This window comes from Microbacterium sp. 71-23 (assembly GCF_001897265.1).
In the GTDB taxonomy this organism is placed as follows: domain Bacteria; phylum Actinomycetota; class Actinomycetes; order Actinomycetales; family Microbacteriaceae; genus Microbacterium; species Microbacterium ginsengisoli.
This window is the reverse complement of the sequence record NZ_MKSL01000018.1, coordinates 23,605-37,738: the sequence shown is the minus strand read 5'-3', so window position 1 is coordinate 37,738 and position 14,134 is coordinate 23,605. Positions and strand designations below refer to the sequence as shown.

12 protein-coding genes are annotated in these 14,134 nt (G+C 71.6%); 6 read left to right on the top strand and 6 right to left on the bottom strand.

Annotated elements, in window-relative coordinates:
• Positions 1-52: 52 nt before the first annotated feature.
• Complete coding sequence (locus tag BGO15_RS09485) at positions 53-568, top strand: hypothetical protein (RefSeq protein WP_056208303.1); 516 nt, start codon at positions 53-55, stop codon at positions 566-568.
• 85 nt (positions 569-653) lie between these two features.
• A complete protein-coding gene (locus BGO15_RS09480) occupies positions 654-1,748 on the top strand; it encodes a heparan-alpha-glucosaminide N-acetyltransferase domain-containing protein (RefSeq protein ID WP_045247416.1) in 1,095 nt (364 codons plus the stop codon).
• Between the two features lie 11 nt (positions 1,749-1,759).
• Here BGO15_RS09480 and BGO15_RS09475 read toward each other — a convergent pair whose 3' ends face one another.
• Together BGO15_RS09475 and BGO15_RS09470 are read right to left on the bottom strand one after the other, a co-directional pair.
• Positions 1,760-3,373: an ATP-binding cassette domain-containing protein gene (locus BGO15_RS09475; RefSeq protein ID WP_056518748.1), complete on the bottom strand. Its 1,614-nt coding sequence runs from the start codon at positions 3,371-3,373 to the stop codon at positions 1,760-1,762.
• 188 nt (positions 3,374-3,561) lie between these two features.
• On the bottom strand, positions 3,562-4,242 hold the full coding sequence (locus BGO15_RS09470) for an alpha/beta hydrolase (RefSeq protein ID WP_056208306.1): 681 nt from the start codon (positions 4,240-4,242) through the stop codon (positions 3,562-3,564).
• Between the two features lie 101 nt (positions 4,243-4,343).
• Here BGO15_RS09470 and BGO15_RS09465 point away from each other — a divergent pair, with 101 nt between their 5' ends.
• Genes BGO15_RS09465 through BGO15_RS09455 form a run of 3 tightly spaced genes read left to right on the top strand, consistent with a single transcriptional unit; the run spans position 4,344 to position 7,957 of the window.
• Positions 4,344-4,979 (top strand): NUDIX hydrolase family protein, encoded by a 636-nt coding sequence (locus BGO15_RS09465; protein ID WP_056518746.1) that lies wholly within the window; start codon positions 4,344-4,346, stop codon positions 4,977-4,979.
• Between the two features lie 21 nt (positions 4,980-5,000).
• Positions 5,001-6,911, top strand: a complete 1,911-nt coding sequence (locus BGO15_RS09460; RefSeq protein WP_056208308.1) for a M3 family metallopeptidase — start codon at positions 5,001-5,003, stop codon at positions 6,909-6,911.
• Entirely contained in the window at positions 6,908-7,957 is a 1,050-nt protein-coding gene (locus BGO15_RS09455; RefSeq protein ID WP_235557375.1) for an FUSC family protein, read from the top strand. The genes BGO15_RS09460 and BGO15_RS09455 overlap by 4 nt, the downstream gene beginning before the upstream one ends.
• An 84-nt stretch (positions 7,958-8,041) precedes the next feature.
• Here BGO15_RS09455 and BGO15_RS09450 read toward each other — a convergent pair whose 3' ends face one another.
• Together BGO15_RS09450 and BGO15_RS09445 are read right to left on the bottom strand one after the other, a co-directional pair.
• Complete coding sequence (locus BGO15_RS09450; protein ID WP_056518745.1) at positions 8,042-9,112, bottom strand: threonine aldolase family protein; 1,071 nt, start codon at positions 9,110-9,112, stop codon at positions 8,042-8,044.
• 30 nt (positions 9,113-9,142) lie between these two features.
• Positions 9,143-10,555 carry a DUF6421 family protein gene (locus BGO15_RS09445; protein ID WP_156454711.1) on the bottom strand — a complete coding sequence of 471 codons (1,413 nt, stop codon included), beginning with the start codon at positions 10,553-10,555 and terminating at the stop codon, positions 9,143-9,145.
• A 128-nt stretch (positions 10,556-10,683) separates the two neighbouring features.
• Between BGO15_RS09445 and BGO15_RS09440 the strand changes: the two genes are divergently transcribed.
• Positions 10,684-11,172: an Lrp/AsnC family transcriptional regulator gene (locus tag BGO15_RS09440; RefSeq protein WP_045247422.1), complete on the top strand. Its 489-nt coding sequence runs from the start codon at positions 10,684-10,686 to the stop codon at positions 11,170-11,172.
• 338 nt (positions 11,173-11,510) lie between these two features.
• On the opposite strand, the gene BGO15_RS09435 is transcribed toward BGO15_RS09440, so the two are convergent.
• Together BGO15_RS09435 and BGO15_RS09430 are read right to left on the bottom strand one after the other, a co-directional pair.
• Positions 11,511-12,821 (bottom strand): aspartate aminotransferase family protein, encoded by a 1,311-nt coding sequence (locus tag BGO15_RS09435; RefSeq protein ID WP_056518742.1) that lies wholly within the window; start codon positions 12,819-12,821, stop codon positions 11,511-11,513.
• Between the two features lie 72 nt (positions 12,822-12,893).
• Positions 12,894-14,039 (bottom strand): ABC transporter substrate-binding protein, encoded by a 1,146-nt coding sequence (locus tag BGO15_RS09430; protein WP_056518740.1) that lies wholly within the window; start codon positions 14,037-14,039, stop codon positions 12,894-12,896.
• Positions 14,040-14,134 lie beyond the last annotated feature (95 nt).

The window sequence follows — 14,134 nt, the reverse complement described above, 5'->3', positions numbered from 1 at the left end:
GGCGCCGACATCGACGCCCGGTTGCGCTGCGGCCCGTTGCTATGGTGTGGCTATGACGGCGGCGCGCGGGCGGAGTGCGGCGATCACCGTCGCCGTGGTCGGCACCGTGCTCGTCATCGCCTATGCGGCGCTGGCCGCCGTGCAGGTGTTAGTGCTGAACCCGCTCGCGGCCTGGCCGGGGTCCGATCTCGCGTCGATCCGTGCGGACGTCGAGTCAGCGGGCGAATCACTCAACGAGCTGACCGTGGGCATCGTGCTCGGGATCGGCGTCGCGTTGGGCGCGGTGATGCTCGTGGTGGTCATCATCGAGCGCGCGATCGGCGTGCTCGCCGCCACCGCGATCTATCTGACGCTCCTCGTGTTGGGCGAGCCGGCCTACATCTTCACCTCGTTCGGCGTCGGCATGGCGCTCGCCGACACCTACGGGATCACCGGAGGGGATGCCTCGCCCTGGGGGATGCCGCTGCACGTGACCAGCCTGCTCGCGCTCCTCGGGCTCGTCGTCGTCGGCGTGGTCGCCCTCTACCGCCGCGTGCGTCGAACGCCGGCAGCCCCGACGCCGGCCTGACCCACCGTCACTCCGGCCCGCAACATCCTCGACACGCGGCCTCGCTAGCATGGCCGCACGCTCCCCCCCCGGAGAAGAAGAGCGGATGTCGCACCCCCTCCAGACCGCATCCCATGCCCCGGTCGCGCCCCGGCGTCAGATCGGTCGCCTCGTCGTGCCCGACGTGCTCCGCGGCATCGCGATCGTCGCGATGCTCATCGCCCACGCCGACGGAGCCCTGCTGCGCGGGATGCCGGCGCCCATCGACCTCGCGATGGACGAACTGAACGACCTGGCGTCCCCGCTGTTCGCGTTCGTCATGGGGATCTCCGCACAGCTGGTGTGGGATCGCACCGTTCCCGGTCGGCGGGGCGTCGTCGTGGTGCAGCAGATGGCGCGCGGGGTCATCCTCATCGTGCTCGGTGTCTGGCTCGCCGCGTGGGGCGGATGGGTCGACGTCGTGCTCGCCTACCTCGGCGTGCTGCTCATCGTCGCGGCGCCGCTGCTCGTGCTCTCCTCGGTGTGGATCGTCGGCATCGCGGCGGCGCTCGTTCTGCTCGCCGAGCCGCTCGTGCAGACCGCCCAGCTCCTGCTCGGGCCTGCGGTCGCCGACCTCTCGGTGCCGATCGCTGCGGATGCCGCACGGTGGGTCGCCCTCGGCGCCAACTACCGCCTGCTGAGTCTTCTGCCGATGTTCCTGCTCGGTGTGCTCGCCGCACGTCGTGGAATGCCCGCGGGTGCCGCGCTCGGCCCGATCGCCGGCGTCGGGCTGATGCTCGCCGCGGTGGAGCCGATCGCGACCGCGACCCTTCCCGGCGGATGGCCGTCGGGCGGGTGGATCGACACAGCCCACGACCTCGCGCTCGTGCTGCTCGTCTACGCGGGGGTGGCCGGCCTCGCGGGCGTGCGCTCACCCGCCCTGCGGCGGGTGCTGCGGGTGCTGGCGGTGCCCCTGCGGGCGTGCGGTTCGGTCGCGCTGAGCCTGTATGTGCTGCAGATCGCCCTCATCGCGTGGTGGTGGTCGATGGGCATCGGATACCAGCGCACCGAATGGGGACTGTGGCTGGTGCTCGTGCCGGGGCTGGTGCTGATCGGGCTCGGGTGGTGGCGCGTCGTCGGCCTCGGCCCGATCGAATGGCTGCTCGGCGCCGTCACCGGGCGTTATCGCCTCATCGGTCGGCCGCAGTCCGGCGAACGCTGAGCCGCCCCACCCTAACGGGGCGCCTCGACCTCGCGCAGCACCCCGTCCCGCAGCTCGAGAGCGAGGTCGAGGCCGAGTCGCGCGAGGAAGCCATCGTCGTGGCTGACCACCACCACGGCGCCGCGGTAGCCGCGCAGCACGTCGACGACCTGATCGACGGTGTCGAGGTCGAGGTTGTTGGTGGGCTCATCGAGAACCAGCAGCTCGGGGGGTGGCGAGGCCAGCAGCAGCCGGGCGAGCGCGGCGCGGAACCGTTCGCCGCCGGACAGGCTCGACACAGGCCGGTCGACCACGGCTCCGCGCAGCAGGAACCGGGCGAGGTCGTTGCGCAACCGCACGACGTCGACGGATGCCGCCTCCCCGGCGACGTTCTCGAGCACCGAGCGGTCGTCGTCTAGTCCGTCGACCCGTTGGGGCAGGTAGCCGACATGCGGCACCGTCACGGCGGCCCGCACCTCGCCGCCCGGCACGGCGACGACCCCGGCTCCGGCGACCAGAGCGCCGAGGACCGTCGACTTGCCGGCGCCGTTCGGACCGATGATCGCGATGCGCTCCGGCCCGCGCACCACCCATTCGCGCTCGCCCGAAGAAACGGTCAGCACCCGCCGGCTCGGCGAGAGGTCAGGCGCCGGCAGCACGATGCGCATCGATGGGTCATCGCGCACGAGTCGCCCGGCCGCGTCGAGTGCGGCACGCGCGGCATCCTCCTTCCGGCCGGCCTCGCTGCGCAGGCGTCCGGCCGAGACCTGTGCGGCACCGCGCCGGCCGTGGGCGACGATCTTCGGCACCCGCTTCTCCCGTTCGGCCTTCGCGGCCTGCTGCCCGCGGGTCGCGAGCGTCGACTGCACGGCGATGCGCTGACGCTTCTCCCGCCGCAGGTCGCCGGCAGCTGCGGACTCGGTGCGTCGCGCGGCATCCTGCGCGGTCTCGAGCGCGGCGCGCCACGCGGCGTAGCCGCCGCCGGTCGTCGTGAGCCGCCCGGCGTAGAGTTCGGCGGTCTCGTCCATCAGGTCGAGCAGTGTCGTGTCGTGACTGACGACGATGAGCGCGCCCGGCCAGGCCGTGACGAGCGCGCCGAGACGGTCGCGGTGATCGCGGTCGAGGTTGTTGGTCGGCTCGTCGAGCAGGGTGATCGGCGCGCGTCGCAGGCGGATGCCGCACACCGCCGCGAGCACGGCCTCCCCTCCGGAGAGCGCGCCGACGGGTCGATCGAGCATCCCCGGGTCGAGGCCTGCGTCGGCCAGGGCTGCGCCCGCGCGGGCCTCGACGTCCCAGTCGTCGCCGACCTCCTCGAACCGGGCCGGGTCGACATCGCCGTCGGCGATCGCGCGCACGGCGCGCAGTGACCGGCCCACTCCGAGGAGGTCCGCGACCGGACGATGGACGTCGAGCGTCAGGGTCTGGGCGAGGTGGTCGACGGTGCCCGTCGTGCTGATCGCGCCGGCCGTGGGCGTGAGATGCCCGGCGATGAGTTGCAGCAGGGTGGACTTGCCGGCGCCGTTGCGCCCGATGAGTCCGGTGCGCCCGGCGCCGAATGCGCCCGACACGGATTCGAGCGCCGTGGTGCCGTCGGGCCAGGTGAACGTGACGCGGTCGAGCACGACCGCGGGTGCGGTGGATGACATGGGGTCTCCCGGGTGTGGTGGGTGCACCGACACCGGGGCTCACGCTCGAAGCGGGCCCGCACCGTGAAACGGTGACTCGACGGTGTCAGCGCCAGATGGCGGACAGGGAACCGTCGATCAATGTCACCGGAAGATCCTCACACTCGGAACAGGACGCGGGCAGTCTATCCGCGACCCGCGCGCGGCGGCTAGCCCCGCGGATCCGCCGACGCCTCGCGGATGTCGCCGAGTCGTGCCACGAGGAACGCGTGCACGTCGGCCAGCTCCGCCTCCGAGACGCTGTGGGTGAGGCCGGGATACACACGGCCGCTCAGCGCGACGACGTCGGGGAGCCACCGCACGGTGTGCTCGACGAGCGCCGCCGGAATGACCTCGTCGCGCGCGCCGCGGCCCCAGAACACCGGCGGGCGCAGCCGGGCGAGCTCGGTGTCGGTCGGCAGCCCGCCGGGTGCGACGTAGCCCGACAGGTTCACCGCGAACGCGAAGCGCTCGGGGCGCAGTCGCAGCGCCTGTAGCGACACCGCCGCGCCCTGCGAGAACCCGAGGAGACCGACGGATGCCGCGGCATCCACGTTCTCGTCGACCCAGTCGAGAACGCGCTCGGCGGCCGCGGTGATCGCCGCCGGGTCGCGGCCGTCGAGGTCGTCGATGGGATACCAGCGGTGGCCCGACATCGGCCACGGAGCGGGCATCGGCGCGCGCAGCGAGACGCCCAGGTACTCGGACGGGAGGGAGGGGAGTAGGCCCACCAGGTCGTTCTCATCCGAGCCGTAGCCGTGAAGAAGCAACAGCACAGGCCGGTCGCCGCGGTCGGCCAGCGGGGCGGCGTAGCGCACGGCGCTGCCGTCGAGGGGCGGGATCTCGCTCACGTGCCCATCCTGCCGCACCGCCCCGACACGGCGGCATCCGTTCTGCGCCGCCGGCCCCGGTCGACATCTGTGCGTCACACGCGGTGGGGTATACAGGAGGCATGGCGGTGCGAACTCCCGATCCCGACCCCTCGGAGGGGAACGACGACGCGCGCGGCGAGGTGCCGCGCGACCCGTTCCGATCGTTCGCCGGCGGTTTCGCCGAGTCGGGCGGCGGCCCGAACCCGGCATGGCTCACCGACGTCGAGCTCACCGAGGCGCGACGTCGACTGCCGATGCTCTACGTCGAGGCGCTGCCCGTGCGCACCGACGGCGTCGGCACCGTGACGCAGGTGGGCATCCTGCTGCGTGCGACGCCGTTGGGTGAGATCACCCGCACGCTGGTGTCGGGGCGGGTGCGCTACGGCGAGACCGTGCGCGACGCCCTGTTCCGTCACCTCGAGAACGACCTCGGGCCGATGGCCTTCCCGCTGCTTCCGCCCCAGCCGAACCCGTTCACGGTGGCCGAGTACTTCCCGATCCCCGGTGTCAGCCCCTTCTACGACGAGCGTCAGCACGCCGTGTCGCTCGCGTTCGTCGTGCCGGTGACGGGCACGTGCGAGCCGCGCCAGGATGCTCTCGAGGTCACCTGGATGACGCCGGAGGAGGCGGCATCCGACACGCTCTCGGCCGAGATGGAGGGCGGCCGCGGCACGCTCATCCGTCTGGCGCTCGCGAGCGTCGGCGCACTGCGCTGAGGCGCCCCCTAGGCTCGAAGGGTGAGAGAGCCGCTGCAGTTCCCTGAGGCCGCCGACGCGTGGCTCCCGTTCGTGACCGCCTTCGCCGCCGACCGCACCGCGGTCGTCTCCGACGTCGACTGGCGCCTCGTGCAGGATGCCTCGCTCGCACCGATCGAGCGGCTGGAGCTGTGGAACGAGGCGGACATCGCGCTCGGCGAGCTGCTCGGCGCCGCCTACCTGATCAGCGAGTCGCACCCGGACGCGGCCGTGCGCGAGGCCGCCGAGTCGGCCGCGCAGGAGGCCGAGGCGCTCGCCGCCGCCCGCCTGCTGAACCCCGACCTGTGGGCGGTGTTCGCCGCCGCGGATGCCGCGGCCCTCGACCCGCTCGAGCAGCGCCTGCTGTCCCACATCCGCCGCGACTTCCGCCGCGGCGGCGTCGACCTCGACGCCGAGACCCGCGAGCGGGTGCGCTCCCTCGTCGAACGTGACACCGCGCTGAGCCTGGCGTTCTCCCGCAACATCCGTGACGGCCGTCGTGAGATCCGCGTGCCCGCCGAGGGGCTCGCGGGTCTCCCGCAGGACTTCATCGACGCGCATCCGGTCGACGAGGACGGCCTCGTGACCCTCACGACCGAGTACACCGACCTCATGCCGGTGCGCGAGTACGCGCGGGTGCGCGAGACCCGCCTCGCCCTCGTCGCCGCCTACAACGACCTCGCCTGGCCCGACAACGAGTCGGTGCTCGCCGAGCTGCTCGAGGTGCGCGCCGAGCGCGCCCGCCTGCTCGGCTACGCCGACTGGGCCGAGTACGAGACCGAGACCCGCATGATCGGCTCGGGCGCCGCGATCCCGGCATTCCTCGAGCGCCTCGACATCGCGAGCGACCTCGCTTCGTCCGCCGAGTACGACCGCGTGCTCGCGCGCCTGCGGCAGGACGCCCCCGACGTCGACGAGGTCACGATCGCCGACTTCTGGTACGTGCTGGGCGCGATCAAGCGTGAGGAGTACGACGTCGACGCACAGCTGGTGCGCTCCTACTTCCCGTTCGAGCGGGTGCGCGACGGCATCCTCGACGTCACCGGGCGCCTGCTCGACATCGAGTACGTGCCGGTCGCGGCGCCCACGTGGCATCCGGATGTCGCGTCCTACGACGTCGTGCGCGGCGGCACGGCGCTCGGGCGCATCCACCTCGACCTGCACCCGCGCCCCGGCAAGTACAGCCACGCCGCCTGCTTCCCGCTCGTGCCGGGCATCGCGGGGCGGCAGCTGCCCGAGGCGGTGCTGCTGTGCAACTTCTCGCGCGGGCTGCTCGAACACGACGAGGTCGTCACGTTCTTCCATGAGTTCGGCCACCTGGTGCACGACATCCTCGCGGGCGGGCAGCGCTGGGCGCGGTTCACGGGCATCCAGACCGAGTGGGACTTCGTCGAGGCGCCGAGCCAGCTGCTCGAGGAGTGGGCGTGGGATGCGGGCGTGCTCGGGTCGTTCGCGGCGAACGCGGCCGGCGAGCCCATTCCCGCCGATCTCGTCGCCCGCATGCGCACCGCCGACGCGTTCGGCCGCGCGCTCGAGGTGCGCCGCCAGCTCGGTCACGCGACGGTCTCGTACCGACTGCACGTCGACCGGCCGGGCGACCTGCAGGGCGCGACCGAGCGGCTCTACGCCTCGACGAGCCCGGTGCAGCCGCTGCGCGGTGTGCATCCCTATGCCGGGTTCGGCCACCTCACGGGGTACGGCGCCTGCTACTACACGTATCAGTGGAGCCTCGTCATCGCCCGCGATCTGCTGTCGGCGTTCGACGGCGATCTGATGAACCCGGATGCCGCGGCCCGCTACCGCACCGAGGTGCTCGAGCGCGGCGGCACCCGCGACGCGCGCGAGCTCGTCGAGGCGTTCCTCGGCCGGCCGTTCGCGTTCGACGCCTATCGGGCGTGGCTCGCGGGCGAATGACGGGCACACCGCGCCCCGACGCCCCGACCGGGGTCATGCGCGCTGTGCTGCGCGTCGGGCCGAGCGGTGGCGCACACCGCGTGGCGCTCCGGGTCGCGGTCAGCCTCGCCGCCCCGCTCGTCGTGCTGTGGGCGCTCGGACGCCTCGACCTCAGCATCTACGCCACCTTCGGCACGTTCGCCTCGCTCTACGGCCGCTTCGACCGCTACGGCGACCGGCTGCGCATGCAGCTGGCGGCGGGCATCCAGATCATCGTGACGATGACGATCGGCACCGCACTGTCGGCCGCGGGCGTCGACGACGTCGTGCGCGTGATCGTGGTCGCGGTCTTGGCTGCGCTCGTGACGGTGCTGGCCCACCGCGCCCGCTGGCATCCGCCGGGCGCCCTGTTCACGGTGTTCGCGGGCGGCGCGGCGGCCAGCATCCCCGCGACGTTCGCGACTCTCGCCGAGCCTGCGATCATCGGTGGCGCGGCCGTCGCCTGGACGCTGCTCGTGACCGGTGCCCTCGCGGCGTGGGGCACGCTGCGGCGCGGCGCCGCCCCGCGCTCCGCACGGCCCGCGCCGCCGTCCTACCGGTCCGCCTGGGAGCTCGGCGCCACGGCCGGCATCGGCACCCTGCTCGCCGGCCTCACGGGTCTCGCCCTCCTCGGCACCCACTGGTACTGGGCGATGGTCGCGGCGGTGGCCGCCCTCGGTGGCGCGCACCTGAACGCGCGGGTCGCCCGCGGCATCCAGCGACTCGTCGGCACCCTCATCGGCGTCGTGCTCGCCGCAGGACTGCTCGCATTGCACCTGCCACCGCTCGCCACGATCGCCGTCGCCGTCGTCTGCCAGGTCGGGGCCGAGCTGTTCGTCGGCCGCAACTACGGCATCACGATGGTGTTCGTCACCCCGCTCGCGCTGTCGATGGTCGAGCTGGCCGCCCCGACCTCGCCGCAGGAGCTGCTCGTCGACCGGGTGCTCGACACGCTCATCGGCGTGGTGATCGGCACGATCGTGGCCGTCGTGTGGGCGCAGCTGCGCTCGCGCCGGCCGGCGGGCTGAGGGTCTGTCCGCCCCGTGCGCTGACTGCGCCTGCGCAGGCGCGCGCTCACCGTGACCCCGCGGATGGCGCCCGGGCCCTGGGGTCTAGGCTGCCGACGTCTCCCGCGCGATCGCCGCGACGAACGCGTCGATGTCGTGCTCGCTGGTGTCGAAGGAGCACATCCAGCGCACCTCGCGGCGCGACGCATCCCAGTCGTAGAAACGGAACGACGTGCGCAGCCGGTCGGCGACGCCCTCGGGAAGCACCGCGAACAGGCCGTTGGCCTGCGTCGGCTGCGTGAACGAGACGCCCGAGATGGACCCGTCGGCAAGCCCCGCCTCGACCCCGGCGCGCAGGCGCTCGGCCATCGCGTTCGCGTGGCGGGCGTTGCGCTGCCACAGGTCGCCGTCGTAGAGGGCCAGCAGCTGCGCCGAGACGAAGCGCATCTTCGAGGCGAGCTGCATGTTGAGCTTGCGGAGGTACGGCAGACCCTCGGATGCCGCGGCATCCAGCACCACCACGGCCTCCGCCGCGAGCGCCCCGTTCTTGGTGCCGCCGAGGCTCAGCACGTCGACGCCGACGTCGCGGGTGAACGCGGCGAGCGGCAGGTCGAGGGCGGCGGCCGCGTTGGAGATGCGTGCGCCGTCGAGGTGCAGGCGCATGCCGTGGCCGTGCGTGTGGTCGGCGAGCGCCCGGATCTCGTCGGGCGTGTAGAGCGTGCCGAGTTCGGTCGACTGGGTGATCGAGACGACGAGCGGCTGCGCGCGGTGCTCGTCGCCCCAGCCCCAGGCCTCGCGGTCCACCAGCTCGGGGGTGAGCTTGCCGTCGTCGGTGGGCACGGAGAGGATCTTGATGCCGGCGACCTTCTCGGGCGCCCCGCCCTCGTCGACGTTGATGTGCGCTGTCGACGCCGCGATCACCGCGCCCCACCGCGGCAGCATCGACTGCAGGCCGGTCACGTTCGCGCCGGTGCCGTTGAACACCGGGAACGCCGCGGCATCCGCCCCGAAGTGCCCCCGCACGACGTGCTGGAGGCGCTCGGTGTAGGCGTCCTCGCCGTAGGAGATCTGATGCCCGCCGTTTGCCGCGGCGAGGGCGGCGAGCACCTCGGGGTGCACACCGGAGTAGTTGTCGGAGGCGAATCCGCGCACGGCGGCGTCATGCAGGGTGTCCATGGTCACTCCAGCCTAGAAGCGCGGGCGCGCTCAGTCGGTGCCGCGGATGCCGCGGGTCGACGCGATCACGGTGCGCATCTTCTTCTCGAGCGCCTCGTAGAACATCGACAACGGGAACTCGTCGTCGAGCACCGCGTCGGTGTAGCCCGAGGGCGCCCCGGCGAGCACGTCGCGATCGAGGCCTGCGGCCCAGCGCGATGCGGGGTGAGGGGTGACGACCGACGCGACGAGGTCGTAGGCGGCGAGCCAGTGCGCGACCTTCGGGCGGTCGATCGAGCGCCAGTAGAGCTCGTCGATCGCCTCGCCGAGGGCGACGACCGCGTCGGGCACGCCGTCCCAGTCGAAGGTCAGCGCGGTGTCGGTCCAGTGCAGCACGCCGCGCTGGTGCAGCCAGGCGAACAGCAGCTGGCCGCCGAGCCCGTCGTAGTTGCGTACGCGGGTGCCGGTGATCGCGAAGCGGAAGATGCGGTCGAAGATCACCGCGTACTGCACGAGCGGCGCGTGCTCGAGGATGGCGCGGGCCGCGGCATCCAGCTCGTCTCCGTCGTCGATGCGGGCCGACAGTGCGCGCTCGAGGGCGACCGCCTCACGGAAGGCGGTGAGGTCGCAGCGCAGCTCCTCGAGCGAGTAGAGGAAGTAGGGCATGCGCTGCTTGATCATGAACGGGTCGAACGGCAGGTCGCCGCGCATGTGGGTGCGGTCGTGGATGAGATCCCACATGACGAACGTCTGCTCGGCGAGGGCCTGGTCGGCGACCAGGGCGGCGGCGCCCGCGGGGAGGTCGAGCTTGGTGATCTCGGATGCCGCGGCCACCACCCGCCGGAAGCGGGCCGCCTCACGGTCCTGGAAGATCGCGCCCCACGTGAACGTCGGGATCTCCCGCATCGCGACCGTCTCGGGGAAGAGCACGGCCGAGTCGGTGTCGTAGCCGGGCGTGAAGTCGAGCAGCCGCAGCGACAGGAACAGTCGGTTCGTGTAGGTCTGCTCGAGGCGGTCGACGAACTCGGGCCAGATGACCTCGCACACGAGCGCCTCGAGGTGGCGGGCACGGGAGCCGTTCTGGGTGTACATCGGGAAGACGACGAGGTGACGCAGGCCATCGACCCGGTGCCGCTGCGGCTGGAACGCGACGAGCGCGTCGAGGAAGTCGGGCACGCCCAGGCCGTCGCCGCTCCAGCGGGCGAGGTCGACGACGAGCGCGTCGAGATAGGCGGCGTCGTGGGGGAAGCGCGGCGCGAGCGCGTGCACGGCGGCGATGACCTCGCGCACGTGCGCACGGGCCGTCTCGAGATCGGATGCCGCGGCCACCGCGCCGTCGGCGCCCTGCAGCTGCTGCAGCGCGGTCGCCGCGTCCTTCAGGGCGAGCCACGCCGGGTCGCGCTCGACGCCGTGGGCGAGAGCGGGATCGATCGCGATGTCGGGGGTGATCGCGGTGACGGACATGAGGCCTCCGATCGGCGCACGGGGGAGAAACAGGGATCTGATTCCATGCTAACGGAATACTTACGTCGATTCGCTCTTCATGCCGGAAATCCTCCGATGGACCAACATGCCGCTGGTAGTCTCGCGACATGGCCGACGCCGCGACATCCGCCCCCGACGACTCGCCCGTTCCCGTCGAGGACGCGACCGACCTCGAGATCGTGCGCGCCGTGCTCGCCGACGGACGCGTCACCCTCGCACAGCTCGGCGAGCGGGTGGGCCTGTCGGTCTCCGCCGTGCAGTCGCGGCTGCGCAAGCTCGAGACCCGCGGGGTCATCACCGGCTACCGCGCCGTCGTCGACCCCGAGGCCGTCGGCAAGCCGCTCGCCGCCCTCGTCGAGATCACCCCGCTCGACCCCGGACAGCCCGACGACGCCCCCGAGAGGCTCGCGCACATCGCCGAGATCGAGGCCTGCCACTCGATCGCCGGCGACGCGAGCTACATCCTCTTCGTGCGCGTCGCGACGCCCCGCGACCTCGAGACGCTGATCCGCGACATCCGTCAGACGGCCGGCGTCTCGACCCGCACGACCGTCGTGCTGCAGACGTTCTTCGAGAACCGCCCGCTCGCCGTCTGACGGCGGCGGGCTCTGCCGCGCCGCCGTGCGGGCTCGGCCCGCCGCCGCACAACGTCGGAACCTTCTGCGGACGCGCCGTGATGCGGCATCCACTCATGGTGTGTCGGTGAAACGTTCCGACATTGTGCGGGTGGAGGGCAGGCAGACGGGCCGAGTGGGTGGATGCCCCGGCACCCGGCACCCGGCACCCGGCACCTTTGCCGCGCAAAGTCGGAACTTTGTGCGGACGCGCCGTGCTGCGGCATCCACTCACGGTGTGTCGGCGAGAATCTCCGACATTGTGCGGGTGCGAGGGCGACCGGGGGTGCGTCGCGGATGCCGCGGCCCCCGGGCACCTGTCACGACACCAGCGTCAGCACCTCGTCGTAGGCGGCGAAGGCCTCGGCCACCTCGTCGTCGGTGACGATGCAGGGCGGCACCACGTGGATGCGGTTGTCCTGCACGAACGGCAGCAGCCCGCGGGCGAGCAGCTCCTTCTTGATCGCGCCCATCGTGGCCGCCGGCAGCGGCTCCCGGGTGGCGCGGTGGGCGACGAGCTCCATCGCCCAGAAGACGCCGGTGCCGCGCACCTCGCCGATCGCGGCGTGCTTCTCCGCGAGTTCCGCCAGGCGGGGTGCGATCGAGTCCTCCCCGATGCGGCGCGCATTCTCGACGATGCCCTCGGCCTTCATCGCATCGATCGTCGCGACCGCGGCCGCCGTCGCGAGCGGATGTCCCGAATAGGTGAGTCCGCCCGGGAAGACCCGCTCGTCGAACTGCGACGCGATCGCGTCGGAGATGATGACGCCGCCGAGCGGCACGTACCCCGAGTTCACGCCCTTCGCGAAGGTGATGAGGTCGGGGCGCACATCGAAGTCCTCGAAGGCGAACCAGCGCCCGGTGCGACCGAACCCGGCCATCACCTCGTCGAGGATCAGCACGATGTCGTAGCGGTCGCAGATCTCCCGCACCCCCGCGAGGTAGCCGGGCGGAGGCACCATGACGCCCGCGGTGCCCGGGATCGACTCCAGCAGGATCGCCGCGACCGTGGACGGGCCCTCCGCCTGGATGACGCGCTCGAGGTGGTGCAGCGCCCGGGCCGACTCCTCCTCGGGGGTCGTGGCCCAGAACTCGCTGCGGTAGAGATACGGGCCGAACACGTGCACGTGTCCGCGGGCGAACTCGTTCGGGATGCGGCGCCAGTCACCCGTCGCGACGATCGCCGCCCCGGTGTTGCCGTGATACGAGCGGTAGCGCGAGATGACCTTGTCGCGCCCGGTGACCAGCCGCGCCATGCGGATGGCGTTCTCGTTCGCGTCGGCGCCGCCGTTGGTGAAGAACACCTTCTCGAAGCCGTCGGGCGCGAGACCCGCGATGCGCTCGGCCGCCTGCCCGCGGGTGAGGTTCGCCGTCGACGGAGCGATGGTCGTCAGCAGCTCCGCCTGGGCGACGATGCCCGCGACGACGGCCGGATGCTGGTGGCCGATGTTCACGTTGACGAGTTGGCTCGAGAAGTCGAGGTAGGTGCGACCCGAGTGGTCCCACACGCGGGTGCCGGCGCCGCCGGCGATGACGAGGGGCGTGAGGGATCCCTGCGCCGACCACGAGTGGAAGACGTGGGCACGGTCGAGTTCGCTCGTGAGGGTGTCGAGGGTGGGGTCGCTGCTCATGGGGTGCTTTCGTGTCTGGTTCGGTGATGCGGGGGCCCGGGCGGACAACGACCCGGGCCCCCGCGCGGCGGCTTAGTTGCCGCCCTCCTTGAGGGTGACCGTGAGGGGAGTGAAGCCACTGCCCGTCACGTCCACGCCCTCGGCCTTCAATTCGTCCAGCGCCTTCTGCACGTACTCGTTCGAGTACGCCGTCGACGGCGGATCCTTCGTGATGATCGTCGAGCCGGTCTCGTTCTTCGTGTTGAGGGCGATGCCGACCGTCTGGTCCCACTGGTTCTTGTTGATGATGCCGATTCCGCTCGTCGAGGGCCAGATCAGCTTGTTGACCTCGTTGGTCATCCACAGCTGGTGGCTGGTGCCGAGGGTGGACCCGGCCTGGGTCACGATGTCCGCCGCCTGCTGCGGGTTGTCGCGGGCGTAGATCCATCCCTCGATCGACGCCTTGATGAACTTCACCGCGGTGTCGGCGTACGCCGGGTCGCTCGAGAGCTTCGCGGTGTCGGCCCAGATGGCGTCCTGCAGCATCGCGGTGCCGTAGTCGTTCCAGTTGATGACGTTCAGGTCGCTCGGCTGGTACAGCTTGCCGGTGGCGGGGTTGATCGTCTCGAGCACCTGCGCGTACTCGTTGTACGTCATGGCCTGTGCCGCGTCGATGTCACCGGACAGGAATCCGTTCATGTCGAACGCCTGCTGCACGAGGGTGATGTCCTTCGTGGTGTCGATTCCGGCCTTCTGCATGCCGGCGAACAGCTCCCACTCGTTGCCGTAGCCCCAGCTGCCGACCTTCTTGCCCTTGAGGTCCGCGGGCGTGGTGATGCCCTTGTCCTTGAAGGAGATCTGCGTGGTGCCCGAGCGCTCGAAGATCTGCGCGATGTCGGTGACGTTCGTGCCCTTCTCGATCGAGCCGAGCACCTTCGGCACCCAGGAGATCGCGAAGTCGGCGTCGCCGGAGGCGAGCACGTCGATCGGCACCGTGTCGGTGCCGGCCTCCTTGATCGTGACGTCGAGGCCTTCCTTCTCGTAGAACCCCTGGGCGACGGCGGCGTAGTACCCCGCGAACTGCGCCTGCGGAACCCACTGCAGCTGCAGGGTCACGGGGGTGAGTCCCGCGCTGCTGCTCGACGACGGGGTCGACGACGTGGAACACGCGCTCAGCGTGATCGCCGCGACGACGCCGGCGGCGCCGAGCGCCAGCATCCTTCGTGTGCTGTGCTTCATGGTGCTTCTCCTCTCGGTGGTGCATCGGTGGTGCTTCGGGTGTCCGTCGCGTGCTGCACGACGAAGAGGGACGGATGCCGCGGCCCGGGGCCGCG